Here is a 17,535-nt window from a genome sequence, read left to right on the forward strand (position 1 = left end):
TGAATCTGAATTATCGGAGGTTCCTGCTGCGAAGGAACTGATAGGTCTCTTCCACCGCCCAGACCTGGTGCGGTAAAAACAGTTTCTCTCTGATCTCAGAAAGGCTCAGCCATGCCAGATGATGATCCGGTTCAGTCGGTTCAGACAGTACTTCACCGATTTCCATATAGTAGAAATAGCCGATTCCGTGAAAATCCATCTGCATTCTGTGCACATAGTGATAATAATCACCTCTGCAGATGAGCTCTTTCGGAACAACCCCAAGGCCTGCTTCTTCCAGAGATTCTCTGATGATGCAATCAGCATGACTTTCAGAATCCTCAATACCACCGCCAAGGAGGAAGTACCCTTTCTCTCCATTATGCAGATGGGTCATGGCCACAGGGACCCTGCCATCGGCTGAAAATCCGATGCCATAGGCACCTGTGCGCTCCTGATAGATCACATCAGGTTTTTTATGGCCAAATGTTTTTTCCAGCATGAACGAATCTCTCCTCTTACATCAGGTTGTATCATAGTCATAGTGACAATTTAAAGAATAAAAAAGACATATCTTCTCATGGTTGAGAGATATGTCTTTTATGGCGGAGAACGAGGGATACTTTACCTATGTTCATCTAAGCATTGATATCAAGCATCTAGAAGAACATGGTACACCTGAAAGTCCACCAGTAAGCATTTCATCATAGAAATTTATCTATGTTTTTCACATCTCTAATTTTAATATCTGGCATAACGTGAGTGTATATATTCATTGTAGTTTCGAACTTCCTATGACCGAGAAGTTTTTGAACAGTCTTAATCGGAGTGCCTGCTTCAAAATGTCTAGTTGCATATGTGTGTCTAAGTCCTCTTACTGTAACTGAGGTTACTCCACATTCTTCACACAACTTTGATAAATGTCTTGCTGGAGTCTTATTGAAAATATAAGACTCTTCTTTGTTTCTTGGATTCGGAAAAATCAAGCTATCCTTTCTTGCATGTTCCCATGACTCCATAGCATCAGTCAGCTTTGGGGGCAGAGGAATAACTCTCTTAGATGCTGTAGTCTTTGTGTCTTTCTCTACATCCTCATATGTTCCATCTTCCAATTTCACTCTTGATAGAGATCTCTTTATTTGGACATGCTTCTGTCCCTTGATCGTTTTAAAATCATTCCATCTCAAGGGTAATGCTTCGCCAAGCCTGAGCCCTGTGGCCATTACGAAATACAGTAGCCTGTGTATAGGGTTTTCCATGTCTAAAGCTTCAATGAGTTTCTTCTGTTCTTTCGATGTCAGAACAGCTGTAACATCCTCCTCATCAACTTCTTCTTTTTTCATCTTGATTACTTGCGCTGGGTTATAGGTAATGACACGATCTTCAAACGCAAGTTTAAATGCACCATTGATTATGATATGTATCAATTTTAGCGTGCTGTCACTCTCATTTAATTCGCCATACCATTCTCTTATCTGTGTACTTTGTATAGTCTTCATGGACTGGTACAGAAAAGGACAAATATTCTTTGAGGTCTCCGTCTCAGTAATATGCGTATTGTAGATACTTTCATATCGCTGCAACGTTTTTGAGGTCACAATAGGTTTTTTGAGAACATATAAGAATTTCCTTATGTAAATGTCTAGAGCTGTCTGATCTGCTCTAGGATTGTATTCTGGATTCTCTTCCAGGTACAACCGCATCTTTTCTTTCGCTGTATTTCTGTCCCTAGAAGAAAACTCCTTCATTACAGCTGTTCCTGTTTCAGGATTCCTCCCAATCTTAATTCGTGCTGTGTAGAGTTTCTTTGATTCATTATAAAAGATTGTGCCATCACCATTTGCTCGAGTTCTCTTTTTGGCCACGATCTCACCTCCTAGAAGTATGTAGTGGACTGCACGACTCTTCCGATGATGTGAATCTCATCTTCTTTGATGTTATAGACCTTCGTAGTATAGGCCGGATTGTTACTCTCCGGTATAAGTGCGATATTCCCATCTCCCAGTGTCACTCTCTTTACAGTGGCCTCATACCCGTTTATTCCCACTACAGCTATCTGTCCTGTCTGTATGATTTCAGTCTTCTCCACCAGCACTATATCGCCTGCTCGAAAAAGCTTATCCATGGAGTCTCCAACGACCCTTAAAGCGAAATACACGTTCTCCGGATTGAACCTCTTTTTATCAAACAGCAGGTACTCTTCTATGTTGTCTTGTGCCAATACTGGCTGACCGGCTCTTACAGATCCAACAAGAGGCACCTTCAAGGTCATATCAACTTCCTGGACATCGTCTACAGTATATGGCAGATCCATGGGTTCTTTCAGCATAGATATCAATACTGCAAGATCAGTGTTTAAGGCTTTCGCAAGTTTTTGCAATGTAGGTAAGCTCGGTTTATTTCTACCATTTTCTATGTGGCTTATAGTGGCATTAGATACTCCAGACTTAATTGCCAGCATATTCAGACTTAATCCCCTATCTTCTCTAAGCTTCTTAATATAATCACCTATGTTCATCCTTATTCCCCCTTGATACAGAGAATTATACATCAATACCATTAACTATTGTTAGTGTTTAGAATTATTTTTGAACAAAAGTATTGACATATGTTAATGGCTACCTTATTATCGAATTATGGCATTAACAAATGTTAAATAATGATGAAGGAGGAACACCATGACGATAAATAAAAATGAACTTTTTAAGGCTATGGAAGTTTACAATTACAGCCAGGCATCACTTGCAAGAAAAATGAAAATTGACCCCGTCACTTTGTACTATGTCCTGAATGATAAGCGCAAGGCCGGTAATAAATTTATTAACGGACTAAAGCTCGCTTTTCCGGATGAAGTAGTTAAAAACATTGTGTTAATTTAGGGGCTATTTTTTATGCCTTTCCATTAACAAATGTTAATGGATTGTAAGGATACAAAATATACACATGTGAAAGGAGTGTTAACATGGAAACTATTTCCGTACGTGAGTTCTCTCAAATGACAAGGATCAAAGAGTGCCAGGTCAGGGACTTAACCTTTGCAAAAACCTTCCCTTGTGTCCGGATTGGTGCAAGAGTCCACATCTTTAAAGACAAAGCGCTCAAGTGGCTAGAAATGCATGAGGGCAAAACAGTAAACATCAAAAGAAATCCATTTTAAGGAGGAAGCCTATGAAAGAAGTCATCGTATTTAAGTGTGATTACTGCAGAAAGAAGTACGTAAGTAAGTACCGTGCAAAAGACCACGAAAAAGAGTGCTGGAGGAATCCAGAAGTTAAAGCGTGCAACACCTGTTTTTGGAATAACTACGAGGGTGGTGGCAGGAAATGTGAGTGGTTACCCGAATACCATCAGTTTCCGGATACTTATCCACAGCATCCAGTAATGCACTGTGAATCATGGTCCCCATCTTATGCATACCAGGAGGAAAAAGAATATGAACCAATTACAGATTTTTAAGAATGATGCCTTTGAAGTAAGAGCAACTTTAGAAGATGGAACGGTGCTATTTGATGCCGAGACCGTGGCAAGGTGCTTAGGCTTCACAGAAAAAAAGAATGATGTCGAGTATGTAATGTGGAGAAGGGTAAACAGCCACTTGAAAAACGTTTCGGCAGATGTGTCGAAAGGCGACATGATTCCGGAACCCATGGTGTATAAGCTAGCTTTCAAAGCTTCCAACGAAACCGCTGAAAAGTTCCAGGACTGGCTGGCGATTGAAGTTATCCCGCAGATCAGAAAGACCGGGTCCTACATGCCAGATGCATCCGCTTTATCTCCTGAACTTAAGCTTATGAATGCTATCGTCCAGCAGATGAACCAGGATGCTCTAAGCAGATTAAGGCTTGAAGGTGAAATGAAAGAAACTAAGGCGGAAATCCTGGAGATAAGAGAGGTTGTGGAAATTAAACCTTTTGAGAACTGGAGAGATGATACCAATAAGATAATCAATAAAATCTGCAGAAAAACCGGAGATTACCAGGATACCAGAAAGAAGATCTATGAAGCACTGGACAGAAGAGCCGGCACGAAGGTTAATCAGAGACTAGACAACATGAGGGCGAGGGCAATCTTGGCAGGAACGAGCAGAAGTAAAGCTGACAGCTTAGGGATCCTGGATGTAATCGCAGAAGACAAGAAGTTGATTGAAATCTACACCGCCATCGTTAAAGAGATGGCGATCAAGAAAGGGGTTAGCTGAATGAAAACACTAAAATATGCTTTGTTTTTACTTAGCATAGGGCTTTTCTCAAGCTTTATGGCAATATTGGTCTATTTTTTACGATTGCTGGGGGTAAGGTGATGAGATTGATCAAAGAATTTTTCGAAGCTGAAGATATGACGAATGCCGAGTTCATGAAAATCGTGCTTCTTTATACTATTTCAGCACCGGTTATTGTTGCCGGAACATGGTTATTATACGCTGCACTGTATGCTTTGACAGGTGTGAGATGATTACGCTCAAATGCATACAGTCAGGGTATAAGCAAACAGGAATCTTTGTAGCAAAGACGGATGATCACTATATTTTGGAGATCAATGGAATAACTCAGATGTTTAAAATCGACGAATGGGAGGAGGTAAGAAATGATTGATGTAAAAGAAGTTGAATTTGACGAACTTGATTGCAGCTACAATAACGAAGCTGTGTGTCCATATTGTAGCTATGAAAATGTGATCATTCTTGATGGTGAAGACGACAGTGATGAGAACGAAACAGAATGTGCCAATTGTGAAAAGATCTTTATGTACAGAGTTAGAGTCTCAGTAGAATTCGATAGTCAGCCAATAGAAAATTACTATCTCAAAGAGCGTCAAAGACTTCAGAGTCGGATTGAACGCTATGAAATTGATGATGAACCATACAAATGGCAAAAAGAAATGGCACTGCAATCAAAACGGGAGTTAGCACAACTTGATAAATGGATGGAGAGGCTTATTGAAAATTAAAAACCACCTCGCGAACGGCAATTCGCAAAGGTGGCCTACAAAAACATTACAAGGTGATTATATCACGAAAGGACGGAAAAATGAATTTAACAGCACAGCAAGCAAGAGAAATCGTAGCACAGTCGCATATCTATAGGCTCATCGGAGAAAAAGCTTCAGAGGGAGAGATGTCTATGACACTCGCATACATGACACCTGGGATGTTCAGGACCTTATCAAGAAACGGATTCCGGGTATTCACTGAGGATGAAACTGCTGAATTTACTCAGTTTGACGAAGATCTGATGAATACATGTGACTTCTTCGTAGTCAGTTGGGAGGGTTAGTAATGAGAAATATCATCATCAAGAGACTCGAACTCAGAAACTTCAAGGGCATCCGGACTTTGGATATTGACTTCAACCAGGTTACGAACATCCGGGGCGAGAATGCTACGGGAAAGACGACCATCTTTGATGCTTTCACCTGGTTGCTCTTTGACAAGGACAGCAAGGACCGGACAGCTTTTGACATCAAAACACTGGATGAAAATAACGAACCGCTGCATGGACTGGATCATAGTGTCACAGGTGTACTGGACATTGATGGAAAAGTCTGGACCCTGAAGAAAACCTATAAGGAAAAGTGGACGAAGCGAAGAGGAGACGTCAATAAAGAACTCACCGGCCACGAAACTATCCACGAGATCAATGATGTTCCAGTTTCAAAGACTGAGTACACCAACAAGATCAATGACTTTCTGGATGCTGATCTCTTCAAGCTGATTACTAATCCGCTCTTTTTCTCCAACTTGGACTGGAAGAAGCGTAGAGGCATCTTGCTTGAGATTCTAGGAGACCTCACTGCTGAACAGATTATGTCATACAATCCAGCTTTGGAAGGGCTCAGAGAGCATCTGGAGAGAGTTGAGGACATTGATTCGCTGACCAAGCAAATTAAGGTATCTAAAGCCAAGCTCAATACAGAAATCAAGTCCATCCCCACCAGGATAGATGAAGCTTCGAGATCCATCCGGGACGAAGACTTCGAAGAGATTGAAGCTCTAAAGGCTAAAGCTGAAAAGGAACTCGAAGAAATTCAGGAAGCCATCAGAGGAAACTCTGGCAGCGATGCTGCAAAGCTCAAGATCAAGGATGAAATCTATGAGATCAAGAACAAGATGCGAGACTTCGAATTTAACTACAAACAAGGTGTGGGTTTAGAAAGGATTGTTCTTGTTAAATCACTCAACAATAAACAGGAAAGAAAAAACGTGATTGTAAGTGACAAGAGAATCACTGAGAGAGAGCTGATCACCCTGAACAAGGACATTGAAGGTTTCGATAAAAAACTTGAGAAAGCCAAAGAAGATTATAAGGCGAAGTTCAAGGAGACCCTCGATATTCCGGAGCACATCAATTCCTGTCCTACTTGCAAGAGAGCATTCGATTCAGGAGATATTCAGAACAAAATCCAGGAACTTGAGGGGAATTTCAAGCTTCAGAAGTCAAAGGACCTCGAGAAAATCATCAACTATGCTGAGGCGGTCACGGAAGATAAGGAACAGACAATCGAAAAGATCCACAAGCTCAATGAAGAGATGATGAAGTATGAAGCTGATCTGAAGGACATAGAAGGTGAAATAATCCAATCACAAGAGACTCTAGATGAGTTTGATGCAGACACTCTCCACTTCACAGCAACTGAAGAGTATAAAAAACTTGAGAACGACCTTGCACAGCTGGAAATAGCCTACAGGGCAGACGATGGCGAAGCTGTCAGAAAGCAGCTCAAGGATACAGAGTTACAGCTAAAGACCAGAATAGCCGAATTGAGCGCCAGATTAGCTCAGAAACAGCAGAACGAAGCTTTAAGACAAAGAGTATCAGAACTCGAAGAACTGCTACAGGATACCTCACAGCGCTATGCAGACATAGAGAGAATTGAGTTCCTTTGTGAAGAGTTCATTCGAACAAAGGTTGAACTTCTAGAGGTATCGGTTAACCAGAAATTCTCCAAGGTTTCCTTCAAAATGTTTAGCACCCAGGTCAACGGTGGACTTACTGAAACCTGTGAAGCTCTTATCGATGGAGTACCGTTCAGCAGTTCCAATACAGCCAGTCAACTCAATGCAGGGTTAGACATCATCCATACGCTGAATGAAACCTATCAGGTGACGGCACCAGTATTTCTTGATAACAGAGAATCCGTAACTAAGATCATTCCAACTAAATCACAGGTCATCAACCTATTTGTAGATGAAAAAGAAAAAACTTTGAAAGTGGAGGTATAGAACATGGCAACAACACCAAAAACAACAGAAAACAAAGCACCAGCAACACAGCAGGTAGCAATATCAGAAAAGGTGAGGCAGCAGATAGCTGACCTCACTAAGAAGAATCAGATAGCCTTACCAAGCAACTACAGCCCAGAGAATGCTCTGAAGAGCGCTTGGCTAGTGCTCCAGGAGACACAGACAAGAGACAAGAAGCCAGTACTTCAGGCATGCACACCAGCATCAATTCAGAACACACTCTTCGACATGGTCATTCAGGGCCTCTCACCTGCCAAGAAGCAGTGCTACTTCATCCCTTATGGAAATCAGCTTCAACTGTCCAGATCATACCTTGGCACTGTAGCTGTCACTAAGCGACTGAAAGGTATCAAAGATGTAAAAGCTCATGTCATCTATGAAGGTGACACCTTTGAGACTGAGTATGATATAGCGACAGCATCAGTGAGAATCAAAGAGTTTAAACCGTCTTTCGGTACCATAGACATCAAAAAGATTATAGGCGCATTTGCGGTAATCATCGGAGAGAATGGACCAATCCATACTGAAATCATGACCATAGCTCAGATTAAAGCTGCATGGAATCAGGGTGCTGCTAAAGGAAACTCCGGAGCGCATAACAACTTTGCTGAAGAGATGGCCAAGAAATCAGTAATCAATAGAGCATGTAAAACCTACTGGAATACATCAGATGACAGTGATCTCCTCATCGAGGCAATCAACAATAGCACTGATTCAGAAGAAGAACCAAAGTACGATAGCAAAAACATGATTTCTGATGCAGAGTACGAAGTACAGCAGGAAGATGAAGCACCAAAAGTAATCGTGGAAGCACAGGTTAAGAGTGAGCCTGTCCAGCAAACAATAGAAGACGAAGATATCTACGAAGGAACACCCTTTAAATGATTCTGAAAGTATTGGGAAGCAGCTCTAAAGGCAATTGTTATTTACTCATGGCCCAGGATGACATTCTCATCCTGGAGGCCGGAGTAGTCATTAAGGATATCAAGATGGCACTCGGTTTTGATTTCCGACATGTAAGAGGATGTTTGGTGACACATGAACACAAGGATCATTCTAGGGCAGCGATTGATCTGCATAACATGGGAATACCCATCTACTGTACGAAAGGTACCAGAGAGGCGCTAGAGCTTCCACATAAGGCATCATGCATCATGGTACCGGAAGTTACTACTGTAAAGATTGGTGGGTTTGTAGTTACAGCATATAAATCTAAGCATGATGCTGCTGAACCTTGCATGTTCCTGATTTATCATCCGGAGATGGGATCCATGGCATTCGCCACAGACACCTATATCATCCCATACGATTTCCGGGGCCTGAATCACTACCTGATTGAGGCGAATTACAGTATGAAAATCATCCAGGATAAGGTAACTCAGGGACTGCTCAATATGAAACTTGCGCAGAGAATCATTAAGTCTCATCTAAGCCTGGAGAATGCGCTGAAGCAGATAAAGGACTCTAATGACCTGGAAAACGTGATTCTAATCCACCTGAGCGATAGCAACAGTAATGCAGAAGAGTTTAAATCAGAGGTTCAAAAATTAACAGGCAAACCTGTATATGTGGCAGATAAAGGGTTAAAGCTTGAATTGAGGAGGGAGTAAATATGAAATACATAGTAGTTAAAGAAGATGTTTGTAATGCTTATATCCTCGATCTTGAGGAAAATATGATAGTTGCATTATGCAGTACAAAAAGACCTGATTTAGGGTTTGTAAAACTGACTCGATTAGTAAATGAAGCAAATATAGGTCATGAAAAAATGGAAGCAATTAGGAGGGATGACCTATCAACAAAGTAGTTTTAATAGGCAGATTAACAAAGGATCCAGAACTGAAATATACACCAGGTGCAGGGACAGCGGTAACAACTGTAACTCTGGCAGTGGATAGGAGATACACCAAGGACCAGAAGAAAGAAGCTGACTTCATTCCAGTAGTAATCTGGGGAAAGTCAGCAGAGTCCACGGCTCAGTACATGCGTAAAGGTCTCCTCATGGGAGCCTCCGGAAGGATACAGACGAGAAGTTACGACCATAAAGACGGCCACAAGGTATATGTCACTGAAGTAGTAGCAGAAGAAATCAAGTTCCTTCAGTGGGCGAATGACAAGAATGATAACGCTGCATATTCTGGTGGATCCGACTACGACGGTTACGAGGATATGACACCGATTGATGATGGAGATATTCCATTCTGATGAGAGGGGTGAAAGCCTCTCTACAAGTAGGGGGTGATTGAGATTGATGGATGGATCAGCTTGCATCGGAAATTACTAGATAGTGCAGTCTTTCAGAATGCAGATTTACTTAAAGTTTGGATCTGGTGCCTGCTGAAAGCAACTCATAAAGATTTTGAAATGATGGTGGGTTTACAGGTCGTTGATCTTCAGCCAGGTCAATTTATAACAGGTAGGACTAAAGGGTCTGAAGAACTAAAACTGAAACCTTCTACTTTCAGAGATTACCTAAAGACTCTCGAAAAAATGGGCATGATTGAGCTAAAACCCGACAACAAAAAAACTCTTGTAACCATTGCAAATTGGGAGAAATACCAGACCGAAGAAGGTAGAAACCGACAACAGCCCGACAACAGGCCGACAACAAGCCGACAACGGCCCGACACAAACAATAACAATAATAACAATAATAACATTAATAAGTATATATACGGCTACCTGGAACAGTCATGGTCAATGCTGATTAACCCATCCATGGTGGATGATATCGATCATCTCATCAAAGAGTATGGGGAAGAAAAGGTTAAAGCTGGAATCGATATCTGCACAGAAAAGAATGTCAGGACGTCAAGATACTTAACGGCAGTCGTAAGAAACGGAAGTAAGCGGAAGGAGGATCAAGGTGGAAAATCTAGCGGATTTGATGAAGAAGCAGCAAAGCTCAGAAATGAAGGAATCGGATTCTAAGATTGAGTTTTGTGAAACATGCAAAGAACCACTGCATAAAATCATTACTCTCTTCGGAAGAGAAACTAAAGTCAAAGTGATCTGCACATGCAGAAAGAAAGAAATTGAAGATGAAACCAAAAAAGCGGAACAGCTACATAGGCAGATGCGACTTGATAGGGTGATGAAAAATTCACTCATGGATGAGATATTCCGGAGAAAAACCTTTGAATCATGGGACCGATCCCGTGGAAATGAGAAAATCTATAACATTTCTAGAAAGTATGCTAACAATTTCCAACAAATGAAAGCTGAGAATGTAGGATTGCTGTTCCATGGGAATCCAGGAAATGGAAAGACTTATGCAGCTGTGGCCATAGCCAATGATTTACTTGAAAGGTCAGTACCTGTTGTGTGTGTCTCAATAAATGCGCTGCTTGACAGGATAAAGGAATCCTATAGCAAGTGGGGCCAGGAGGGCGAAGATACCATACTGAGAAATTTAGCCAATGCTGATCTGGTGATTATTGATGACTTAGGAACAGAGCATAAGACGGAATGGAGCATCTCCAGAGTGTACAGCATCATCGATTCCAGGTATAGGAATCTCTTGCCACTGATCATAACCACAAACTTCACCATAGCGGACCTCAAGAAGAGATATGGTGATAGAACCCATGACAGGATACTTGAGATGTGCACCCCGATTCTTAATGACAAGGCAAGTCTCCGGATGGAGAAACAGCAGGTTAAGAGTAAATTGTTAAGAGATTTATTGGAGGAGAAGTAATGGCTAAGATTAACAGCAGAGATAAAGGTGCAGTTATTAAAACTAATTGAGGAAAAGGGAGGACAACAATGGAATGTATGTTTAAAGATCCTAGGTTGTTTATACGAGTCATTTTGATTTTGTATTTGATCTACTTGATGTATTTGCTTATAAGAGATTAAGACGTCTGAGAATATATGCCACAATGAAAATAATAGTAATTTGAGGAATAACGTTAAGCAAGATCAAATAAACCAATTTGAGTTTTGAATCATATTGATTAGTATTTAGACGATATCTGGTCGATCGAATAGGCGCACCTATTCTTTTAGAATATTTATCTAAGTGTTTTTCTACAGACCAACATACAGTCATGAAGATATCTTGATAATTCGAACGGTTAGATTTTAATAACCGTTCGCAGTCTAAGCGTAAAGATGGATAATAATAAAGCGGATTCTCACTTAAAGTTGTAAGTATTTGGGATCCGTAGTATATAGCTTTTTCATGAGATATAGTCTTGTATAAATCAGGTTCAATAAGTTTGAATGTTGGATGATAAATCTTTTCATACATTAGCCTAGCCGTCAAAGATTTCTCTGAAGAATTAATAGTCTGGAAAGTTACCCAAGTACTTAAAATTCCTATTATGAATACAAGCATTATGTCCAAAATATTCACTAAGTTATTTGAATCGATAGAATTATTCATATATTCACCTCATATTGATTCTATTATAACTAAATCAATAATAAAAGATAGTATAAAAACATATAAAGTCAACCAAAAGATGTTTCAGGGGAGGCAAAAATGGCAAAGATTAACAGTAAGCAGAAAGGAGCCAGGGGAGAGCGCGAACTCTCCTTAAAGCTTAAAGAATATGGATATGAGACTCGAAGAGGTCAGCAATACTGCGGATCAAATGGAGATGCAGATGTGGTTGGACTTCCTGGAATCCATATCGAGTGCAAGAGAGTAGAGAGACTTAACCTCTACGATGCCATGGCGCAGAGTAAGTCAGATGCAATTAATGGTGAGGTCCCAACAATCTTTCATCGTAAGGACCGTTGTGAGTGGCTCGTGACAATGAAACTAGAAGATTGGATCAATTTGTATAAAAAATAGGAGGGAATCATGGAAAAAATATCAAGGGAAATCGCTGAGATAAAGAATAACAAAGGGTTTGCTGAAGCAATAGCAGCCTACATCAATAAAAAATGTGAAAAGAATCATGTATTCCAAGAAAGGGTAAACCTTGAAGAGAAGAAGCTGGAAGAATGCCTCAAGTACATCATGAGCGAAGTAAAGAAAGCGAGTGGTGGCGCTATATCAGTAGCAGCTACAGACAAGGAAGTCTTCAAACTGGTGGATGATTACTACACCAAGGATCACTCTGAAATCAAGATTGATGAGGGAGTGCAAGCTAGGGCACAGGCACCAGCTGAAAAGAAAGAAGAAACCTATGCAAAGGGTGATCCGCCAGAAAAGGTGGAAGTTAAGAAGCCTGAAAAGAAGAGCATACTGACTAAAAAGGTCAAGGAAAGAGATCCGCTCATTGACAACCAGGTATCCGTATTCGACCTTCTAGGGTGACGGCCATGGACAAGAAAATACTAAAAGGAATACCTGTCAGTAAATTCGACATAGGTGGGATAGCAGCACTCACTAATCTAAAACTTACGTATTTTATCAATGCTTACGTACGTAAGAAGATACTGATTTTAGATATCTATGATACATCCAATGAACTTGAGTTCAGGATATTCCAGACTAAAAAAGAATTCATAACGCTCGAGGGGAACAAGTGGAGACAATCAATGCTGATCAATCTGATCAATCACTATCCATACCCAACCTATTTAGCTTCAAAGGATTCCGAGAAAGTTATTCAAGAGTATTTAGGCACCGAAGAAGGTGCCCTGGATGCCATCAAATCGACCCAGGAGCGCATTAGAAAGGCTCAGTTAGATAATAAGCATAAGCATGAACTCGACTTGATAGATGCCGCCATGAAGCCTGTGAGGGATGTGCCAAAAGATTTTGAGAAGTGGCTGAATGATGAAGTGCTCCTTGAATCTCGATACATCATCTACGAGTACAAGAAGAAAGCAATAATGCCAGGACGATGTACTCACTGTAAATCCGATGTGATGGTGTATAAGCCTAAGCATAATCTTCCTGGTATATGTCCAAACTGCAAAAGCAGAGTGATATTTAAATCATGGGGTAAGTTCAATAATGTGCAAGATCATGGAATTGCTCAGCTGGTGCAGAAACATCCGGACGGTGTCATTGTAAGAGAATTTACAGTGATGAAGACATACACCCGAAATCACTCAGTTCTTTCTTATACCGAAAGAAACAGATCGGTTATAGGTAAGGAGACAAATCATTATGCATGGGATGTATTCAAACAAACTGGACCTACAAGATGGTGCAATAGCAGATACTGGAACATTGATATAGGGCCTATTTACACAAGGAACTTGAAGAGAGAGCTTAAAGGAACTGAGTTCCAATATTCCGGACTAATGGAAATGATTAAGTCAGGGCACCAGTTTAGAGCAATGGAATATTTAGAGAAGTATAAGAATGGACCGGCACTTGAATACATGTCAAAACTGAAATTATTCAATCTGGTGAAGGTGGTTGTGGGTACTTCATATTCAAAAACTGGAGTAAATCTCAACGGAAATAACCCCTTAGATGTATTGAAGATCAACAAGAAAAATCTTAACAGAGCAATCAGTATTGATGCTAACTACAGTGAACTGCAGCTTCTCCAACTATCAGAATCTTTAGGTGTCCATGTTCCGGATGATCTTATTCAGGAAATAGCAAAAGATTATGCATATCACCTGGAAGATTTCCTGGAACTCTCAAAACTATCGACGATACACCAGCTGATGAAATACCTCAAGAAGAAGAATGTAAGATTCAGCGATTATCGTGACTACATCAGCATGGCCAAGAAGCTCAATTGGAACATCACTGATAGCTTTATCTTATTTCCTCGTCACTTTAAGCAGGCTCATGATCAGGCGCAATCGCTGGTAAAGGTTAAAGAGAGCTATGCTGAAAATCTGATCATCAAGAAAATGTATGAGGACCTCAACAAGCAGCTGTCATTTAGTTCTGAAGATTACTCAATAAGACTTCCAATGTCAGCGAAAGAGATAATTAGGGAAGGGCATGAACTGCATCATTGTGTAGGAAACTACATTCAAAGCGTGGCCAAGGGTAAGACATTGATATTGCTTATCAGGAAGAAAGCAAATCCTTTCAGTCCGTACTATACGCTTGAGCTTGACCCCAAAGAAAAAAGTATTAAACAGGTAAGAGGCAAAAGTAACTGCAATCCGGATGAGGATATCAATAAGCTGCTTGAAAATTATAAGAAAAACATTGATCAAATCAAAGTAAACATAGCATGTTAGGAGGAAAAGAATGAAATTCAATCACACAGATACTTTGAAGATCATATGGGGTGACGGAATAAAGACTGCAAGACCTGCTAATGGGTGGGATGGAATAACAACTGATTCAGACAAAATAAAGGTCATTCTTGAAGGTGATACTTCACACAATCCAGTAACGATTAGTATAAATAAAATAATAAGTGTAAAGGAGGTGCAGGAATGAAAAAGTCCATAAGAGAAGCTGTTTACCGTAAATACAATGGACACTGTGCTTATTGTGGAAAGGATATTGAATACGAGGATATGCAGGTAGATCACCAATTACCAAAAATGTTTGAAGAGATACACGAAATGTGGAAAGAACAAGTAAACAGTTTTGAAAACTTATTTCCGGCTTGCAGACGATGCAACCACTATAAGAGGGCGATGAATCTAGATCATTTCAGAGATTACATGCTGAAATTACACGAAAGAATAGAGAAGGATTATGTCGCAAAAGTGGCTATCGACTACGGAATAGTCACTATAAAACCTTTTGATGGAAAGTTCTATTTTGAGGAGGTGCAGGAATGAAACCAGAAGAAGTAATAAGAGCTCTTGAGGTATTAAGAGATATTGACATAAACTACCCACCAACGCAACAAGACGAAGCGGATGTCGAAGGAACAATAGAACTAGCCATCCAAGCTCTTGAAAAGCAGATAGAAAAGAAGGTCAAAAACATTCGGTTTTCAAGAGATTACGAACTTGCAGAACATAACATCATGGAAGGTGAATGCCCTGATTGCGGAGAGACGGTGACAGGCAGCTATCTTGGAAATTACTGTGGCAGCTGTGGAGTTGCTCTTAATTGGGAGTGGAAATGAAGATGAAGCGAAAAATAAAGAAGAAATACAGGTACACAAAGCCTGTGAAGCCACTGGTCATCAAGGGTATCATCTGTACATGGAACTTTACTACTACTGGCAGACTATTCGTGGAGGGATGAAGATGAGTAAATATTGGATGAACATTGAACACAAGGACTCAACCCATGGTGAGGTCAAGATCTTCACTACCGCAAAAGAGGCACTTGATTACAAACGTAAGATGAGAGGTCAGGGTTGCAAAGTAGAAATCAGGAGGGTGAAAGCATGATCATACAGAAGATACTTGAATACACGGAACATGAAACCAAGGAGATATACAGGTTGATTATAGATAAATTCGACGAAGGTTGGGAACTCACCCGACAAGAGATGGAGAGACTGGTGGATCTAATTGAGAGGTCCCTCGAGAATGATAAACGGCCAACGTTTAAAGCATCTGGTACATTGTTACTCTCCGGTGACAACGTAAAGATAAATAGAGAGCTCTTCAGCTCTTTGACCGGGGAATCAGTCATAGACCCATATCTCAAACAAGATGAAGATCATTCAGAAGATTGCCCGGATATGGAACCTGAAGTGATATGCGAGAATGGAGCCTGCAGTCTGGTCATAGAAGAAGAACCACCACCTGTTATCAGCAAATCCATGGGAGCGGGGCTTATCGAGAAGGAACCTGAAGTGGAATCTTACGAAAATCTTACGAAATCGGAGGAGAAATCGAAAGAAAGAAAGAAACCAGGGCGCAAAACCAATAGGGATTATTCGAAGTACATCGGAATGTTTGTTGCTGGTAATACTAAAAATGAGATCATTCAAGATATGGTAGCAGATTGGGGCATTACTGAAGGATCAGCCAATAGTTATTATTTTTCAAAGGTTAAACCTGAAGGGGAACTCAAACAAGCAGAAGCAAAAGATAGAACCAATGAGAAAGAAAAGAAAAAACTTGCAGACCATCTTGAAAAAAAGATTCAGGTGATACCGCCAGCGACCTTCGAAAAACCCAAGGATGGGAAATTCTTTTCAGATAAGGACAGAGAGCGTATCCAGAAGCAAGTAGGGATAAAATAAGGGGGAACGCATGACTAGACAAGAGCTCGAACAGTATCCTTCACTACTCAAAGAAATTGAATATCTTAAAAGCAAAGCAAGGCAAGTGGAGAATGATCACAAAGCTTTCATGGCGGCTGATACAGTTTATGGATCCACTGAGAACAACCCACAAAATCGGACTATCACTATACACGGGATTGACTGGATAGCATATGATCGCAAGGTGAACAAGTACATCAAAAAACTAAGAGAAGCGGTAGATAAAGCATCCACCCTTCAGCTGGAGATTGAGGAGTTCATCAGGCTCATTCCGGACAGCTGCACAAGAACAATCTTCAGGATGCGATACCTGGACAATAAGCAGTTTCATCAGATTGCGATGGAACTTAAGTTAGGTGGGGAATCGACACCTCGCATGAGACACAATAGATATCTTGATAATTATTTTCTTATGTGCGATTAGTGCGGAAATACTATGTTATGCTATGTATAAGTGATTCTATAGATTCTCCCCTTGGTATAAGAAACCCTGGCTTAACAGCTGGGGTTTTTACTTTGCTCTTTTATGGGAGGGGGGATATAGGGGGGTGGGTGTTATGTATCAAGTCTTTATTTGTAATAAGTGTAGAAAAGAGTTTATAGCACTTACTGAGTGCATTAATAATAACTCTGGTTACATGTCATGTGCTTATTGTGGGTGCAGAGGCATCAAGAGAATCGGAAAGTTTAATGATCTTAATAAGTGCATGGAACATAGTAGCTATATACGTGAGAATGGAGCAATCAAACAGAAGAGATGAAGGAGGTGGCATGAATGGCTAAAATGACAGAAGCTCAAAAAAGATTTGCTGATGAATACTTAATAGACCTTAATGCCACTAGAGCTTATAAGACGGCTTATCCTAGTGTTAAGAAGGACTCGACAGCAGCAGCAGCAGGAACGAGACTGTTAAGAAATGTTAATGTCCTCGCGTACGTGGAAGAACGGATGAAACAACTTGAAGATCAGGCCATAGCCAAACAGGAGGAAGTCCTCAAGTACCTCACATCAGTAATGCGAGGCGAATGTAAAGAAGAGACCCTTAGAGGCATCGGTGAAGGAGCGCAGAGGATTGATGACATTGATGTATCAGCTAAGGACAGGCTCAAGGCTGCTGAGCTTTTAGGTAAGCGCTACAGCATGTGGACAGACAAGAAAGAGGTCAAAGCGACATTTGAAGGTGTATCAAAGCTTGATAAGATCATCGAGCAGCTTACAGATGATGATGAAGAGATCACTGAAGATGACCTGTAGGC

At 40.6% G+C, this 17,535-nt stretch carries 27 protein-coding genes; 24 read left to right on the forward strand and 3 right to left on the reverse strand.

Going from position 1 to position 17,535, the window contains the following annotated elements; translation table 11 throughout:
• Positions 1 to 10: 10 nt before the first annotated feature.
• The 3 genes from J3A84_RS04670 to J3A84_RS04680 all read right to left on the reverse strand — a co-directional run bounded on the left by J3A84_RS04670 (position 11) and on the right by J3A84_RS04680 (position 2,497).
• The gene (locus J3A84_RS04670) at positions 11 to 481 is read right to left on the reverse strand and encodes an NUDIX domain-containing protein (protein ID WP_207598851.1); all 471 of its coding nucleotides are present in this window, start codon (positions 479 to 481) and stop codon (positions 11 to 13) included.
• A 202-nt stretch (positions 482 to 683) separates the two neighbouring features.
• Positions 684 to 1,844 carry a tyrosine-type recombinase/integrase gene (locus J3A84_RS15450; protein WP_207598852.1) on the reverse strand — a complete coding sequence of 387 codons (1,161 nt, stop codon included), beginning with the start codon at positions 1,842 to 1,844 and terminating at the stop codon, positions 684 to 686.
• 11 nt (positions 1,845 to 1,855) lie between these two features.
• Positions 1,856 to 2,497, reverse strand: a complete 642-nt coding sequence (locus tag J3A84_RS04680; protein ID WP_207598853.1) for a LexA family protein — start codon at positions 2,495 to 2,497, stop codon at positions 1,856 to 1,858.
• 160 nt (positions 2,498 to 2,657) lie between these two features.
• Between J3A84_RS04680 and J3A84_RS04685 the strand changes: the two genes are divergently transcribed.
• The 24 genes from J3A84_RS04685 to J3A84_RS04800 all read left to right on the forward strand — a co-directional run bounded on the left by J3A84_RS04685 (position 2,658) and on the right by J3A84_RS04800 (position 17,533).
• Entirely contained in the window at positions 2,658 to 2,858 is a 201-nt protein-coding gene (locus J3A84_RS04685) for an XRE family transcriptional regulator (protein ID WP_207598854.1), read from the forward strand.
• Between the two features lie 83 nt (positions 2,859 to 2,941).
• Positions 2,942 to 3,136 (forward strand): hypothetical protein, encoded by a 195-nt coding sequence (locus J3A84_RS04690; RefSeq protein ID WP_207598855.1) that lies wholly within the window; start codon positions 2,942 to 2,944, stop codon positions 3,134 to 3,136.
• Positions 3,137 to 3,147: 11 nt separating this feature from the next.
• Complete coding sequence (locus J3A84_RS04695; protein WP_207598856.1) at positions 3,148 to 3,435, forward strand: hypothetical protein; 288 nt, start codon at positions 3,148 to 3,150, stop codon at positions 3,433 to 3,435.
• On the forward strand, positions 3,413 to 4,177 hold the full coding sequence (locus J3A84_RS04700; protein WP_207598857.1) for a BRO-N domain-containing protein: 765 nt from the start codon (positions 3,413 to 3,415) through the stop codon (positions 4,175 to 4,177). Before J3A84_RS04695 ends, J3A84_RS04700 begins: the two co-directional genes overlap by 23 nt.
• 101 nt (positions 4,178 to 4,278) lie before the next feature.
• A complete protein-coding gene (locus tag J3A84_RS04705) occupies positions 4,279 to 4,431 on the forward strand; it encodes a hypothetical protein (protein ID WP_207598858.1) in 153 nt (50 codons plus the stop codon).
• A gap of 132 nt (positions 4,432 to 4,563) precedes the next feature.
• Entirely contained in the window at positions 4,564 to 4,926 is a 363-nt protein-coding gene (locus J3A84_RS04710; RefSeq protein WP_207598859.1) for a hypothetical protein, read from the forward strand.
• Positions 4,927 to 5,006: 80 nt separating this feature from the next.
• Positions 5,007 to 5,252, forward strand: a complete 246-nt coding sequence (locus tag J3A84_RS04715; protein WP_207598860.1) for a hypothetical protein — start codon at positions 5,007 to 5,009, stop codon at positions 5,250 to 5,252.
• A gap of 2 nt (positions 5,253 to 5,254) precedes the next feature.
• Positions 5,255 to 7,198 carry an AAA family ATPase gene (locus J3A84_RS04720; RefSeq protein ID WP_207598861.1) on the forward strand — a complete coding sequence of 648 codons (1,944 nt, stop codon included), beginning with the start codon at positions 5,255 to 5,257 and terminating at the stop codon, positions 7,196 to 7,198.
• A gap of 3 nt (positions 7,199 to 7,201) precedes the next feature.
• Entirely contained in the window at positions 7,202 to 8,104 is a 903-nt protein-coding gene (locus tag J3A84_RS04725; RefSeq protein WP_207598862.1) for a recombinase RecT, read from the forward strand.
• A complete protein-coding gene (locus J3A84_RS04730) occupies positions 8,101 to 8,829 on the forward strand; it encodes an MBL fold metallo-hydrolase (RefSeq protein ID WP_207598863.1) in 729 nt (242 codons plus the stop codon). The genes J3A84_RS04725 and J3A84_RS04730 overlap by 4 nt, the downstream gene beginning before the upstream one ends.
• A 2-nt stretch (positions 8,830 to 8,831) precedes the next feature.
• On the forward strand, positions 8,832 to 9,026 hold the full coding sequence (locus tag J3A84_RS04735; RefSeq protein WP_207598864.1) for a hypothetical protein: 195 nt from the start codon (positions 8,832 to 8,834) through the stop codon (positions 9,024 to 9,026).
• On the forward strand, positions 9,014 to 9,424 hold the full coding sequence (locus tag J3A84_RS04740; RefSeq protein WP_207599084.1) for a single-stranded DNA-binding protein: 411 nt from the start codon (positions 9,014 to 9,016) through the stop codon (positions 9,422 to 9,424). Before J3A84_RS04735 ends, J3A84_RS04740 begins: the two co-directional genes overlap by 13 nt.
• Before the next feature lie 60 nt (positions 9,425 to 9,484).
• Positions 9,485 to 10,150: a DnaD domain protein gene (locus J3A84_RS04745; RefSeq protein WP_207598865.1), complete on the forward strand. Its 666-nt coding sequence runs from the start codon at positions 9,485 to 9,487 to the stop codon at positions 10,148 to 10,150.
• Entirely contained in the window at positions 10,086 to 10,919 is an 834-nt protein-coding gene (locus J3A84_RS04750) for an ATP-binding protein (RefSeq protein ID WP_342590939.1), read from the forward strand. The genes J3A84_RS04745 and J3A84_RS04750 overlap by 65 nt, the downstream gene beginning before the upstream one ends.
• Positions 10,920 to 11,708: 789 nt before the next feature.
• Positions 11,709 to 12,023, forward strand: a complete 315-nt coding sequence (locus J3A84_RS04755; RefSeq protein WP_207598866.1) for a PDDEXK family nuclease — start codon at positions 11,709 to 11,711, stop codon at positions 12,021 to 12,023.
• A gap of 9 nt (positions 12,024 to 12,032) precedes the next feature.
• Positions 12,033 to 12,491, forward strand: coding sequence for a Cas9 inhibitor AcrIIA9 family protein (locus tag J3A84_RS04760; protein ID WP_207598867.1), 459 nt, complete (start codon positions 12,033 to 12,035; stop codon positions 12,489 to 12,491).
• Positions 12,492 to 12,496: 5 nt separating this feature from the next.
• Positions 12,497 to 14,335 carry a PcfJ domain-containing protein gene (locus tag J3A84_RS04765; protein WP_207598868.1) on the forward strand — a complete coding sequence of 613 codons (1,839 nt, stop codon included), beginning with the start codon at positions 12,497 to 12,499 and terminating at the stop codon, positions 14,333 to 14,335.
• A 10-nt stretch (positions 14,336 to 14,345) separates the two neighbouring features.
• Entirely contained in the window at positions 14,346 to 14,540 is a 195-nt protein-coding gene (locus J3A84_RS04770) for a hypothetical protein (RefSeq protein WP_207598869.1), read from the forward strand.
• Positions 14,537 to 14,890, forward strand: coding sequence for an HNH endonuclease (locus tag J3A84_RS04775; RefSeq protein ID WP_207598870.1), 354 nt, complete (start codon positions 14,537 to 14,539; stop codon positions 14,888 to 14,890). The genes J3A84_RS04770 and J3A84_RS04775 overlap by 4 nt, the downstream gene beginning before the upstream one ends.
• Positions 14,887 to 15,183, forward strand: a complete 297-nt coding sequence (locus J3A84_RS04780) for a restriction endonuclease subunit S domain-containing protein (RefSeq protein WP_207598871.1) — start codon at positions 14,887 to 14,889, stop codon at positions 15,181 to 15,183. Before J3A84_RS04775 ends, J3A84_RS04780 begins: the two co-directional genes overlap by 4 nt.
• A 124-nt stretch (positions 15,184 to 15,307) precedes the next feature.
• Entirely contained in the window at positions 15,308 to 15,454 is a 147-nt protein-coding gene (locus tag J3A84_RS04785) for a hypothetical protein (RefSeq protein WP_207598872.1), read from the forward strand.
• Complete coding sequence (locus J3A84_RS04790) at positions 15,451 to 16,257, forward strand: hypothetical protein (protein WP_207598873.1); 807 nt, start codon at positions 15,451 to 15,453, stop codon at positions 16,255 to 16,257. The genes J3A84_RS04785 and J3A84_RS04790 overlap by 4 nt, the downstream gene beginning before the upstream one ends.
• A gap of 10 nt (positions 16,258 to 16,267) precedes the next feature.
• Positions 16,268 to 16,702: a hypothetical protein gene (locus J3A84_RS04795; protein ID WP_207598874.1), complete on the forward strand. Its 435-nt coding sequence runs from the start codon at positions 16,268 to 16,270 to the stop codon at positions 16,700 to 16,702.
• A 351-nt stretch (positions 16,703 to 17,053) separates the two neighbouring features.
• Positions 17,054 to 17,533 carry a terminase small subunit gene (locus J3A84_RS04800; RefSeq protein ID WP_242694006.1) on the forward strand — a complete coding sequence of 160 codons (480 nt, stop codon included), beginning with the start codon at positions 17,054 to 17,056 and terminating at the stop codon, positions 17,531 to 17,533.
• The last annotated feature ends 2 nt before the right edge of the window (positions 17,534 to 17,535 follow it).

This window comes from Proteiniclasticum aestuarii (genome assembly GCF_017368455.1).
Taxonomy (GTDB): Bacteria; Bacillota; Clostridia; order Clostridiales; family Clostridiaceae; genus Proteiniclasticum; species Proteiniclasticum aestuarii.

Coding starts and splice junctions, on each gene's coding strand:
- J3A84_RS04710 (WP_207598859.1), top strand. CDS start 4,564: ATGATTGATGTAAAAGAAGTTGAATTTGACGAACTTGATTGCAGCTAC.
- J3A84_RS04695 (WP_207598856.1), top strand. CDS start 3,148: ATGAAAGAAGTCATCGTATTTAAGTGTGATTACTGCAGAAAGAAGTAC.
- J3A84_RS04770 (WP_207598869.1), top strand. CDS start 14,346: ATGAAATTCAATCACACAGATACTTTGAAGATCATATGGGGTGACGGA.
- J3A84_RS04760 (WP_207598867.1), top strand. CDS start 12,033: ATGGAAAAAATATCAAGGGAAATCGCTGAGATAAAGAATAACAAAGGG.
- J3A84_RS04705 (WP_207598858.1), top strand. CDS start 4,279: ATGAGATTGATCAAAGAATTTTTCGAAGCTGAAGATATGACGAATGCC.
- J3A84_RS04680 (WP_207598853.1), bottom strand. CDS start 2,497: ATGAACATAGGTGATTATATTAAGAAGCTTAGAGAAGATAGGGGATTA.
- J3A84_RS04725 (WP_207598862.1), top strand. CDS start 7,202: ATGGCAACAACACCAAAAACAACAGAAAACAAAGCACCAGCAACACAG.
- J3A84_RS04715 (WP_207598860.1), top strand. CDS start 5,007: ATGAATTTAACAGCACAGCAAGCAAGAGAAATCGTAGCACAGTCGCAT.
- J3A84_RS04735 (WP_207598864.1), top strand. CDS start 8,832: ATGAAATACATAGTAGTTAAAGAAGATGTTTGTAATGCTTATATCCTC.
- J3A84_RS04690 (WP_207598855.1), top strand. CDS start 2,942: ATGGAAACTATTTCCGTACGTGAGTTCTCTCAAATGACAAGGATCAAA.
- J3A84_RS04700 (WP_207598857.1), top strand. CDS start 3,413: ATGAACCAATTACAGATTTTTAAGAATGATGCCTTTGAAGTAAGAGCA.
- J3A84_RS04755 (WP_207598866.1), top strand. CDS start 11,709: ATGGCAAAGATTAACAGTAAGCAGAAAGGAGCCAGGGGAGAGCGCGAA.
- J3A84_RS04780 (WP_207598871.1), top strand. CDS start 14,887: ATGAAACCAGAAGAAGTAATAAGAGCTCTTGAGGTATTAAGAGATATT.
- J3A84_RS04730 (WP_207598863.1), top strand. CDS start 8,101: ATGATTCTGAAAGTATTGGGAAGCAGCTCTAAAGGCAATTGTTATTTA.
- J3A84_RS04800 (WP_242694006.1), top strand. CDS start 17,054: ATGGCTAAAATGACAGAAGCTCAAAAAAGATTTGCTGATGAATACTTA.
- J3A84_RS04765 (WP_207598868.1), top strand. CDS start 12,497: ATGGACAAGAAAATACTAAAAGGAATACCTGTCAGTAAATTCGACATA.
- J3A84_RS04720 (WP_207598861.1), top strand. CDS start 5,255: ATGAGAAATATCATCATCAAGAGACTCGAACTCAGAAACTTCAAGGGC.
- J3A84_RS04790 (WP_207598873.1), top strand. CDS start 15,451: ATGATCATACAGAAGATACTTGAATACACGGAACATGAAACCAAGGAG.
- J3A84_RS04685 (WP_207598854.1), top strand. CDS start 2,658: ATGACGATAAATAAAAATGAACTTTTTAAGGCTATGGAAGTTTACAAT.
- J3A84_RS04795 (WP_207598874.1), top strand. CDS start 16,268: ATGACTAGACAAGAGCTCGAACAGTATCCTTCACTACTCAAAGAAATT.
- J3A84_RS04775 (WP_207598870.1), top strand. CDS start 14,537: ATGAAAAAGTCCATAAGAGAAGCTGTTTACCGTAAATACAATGGACAC.
- J3A84_RS04670 (WP_207598851.1), bottom strand. CDS start 481: ATGCTGGAAAAAACATTTGGCCATAAAAAACCTGATGTGATCTATCAG.
- J3A84_RS04785 (WP_207598872.1), top strand. CDS start 15,308: ATGAGTAAATATTGGATGAACATTGAACACAAGGACTCAACCCATGGT.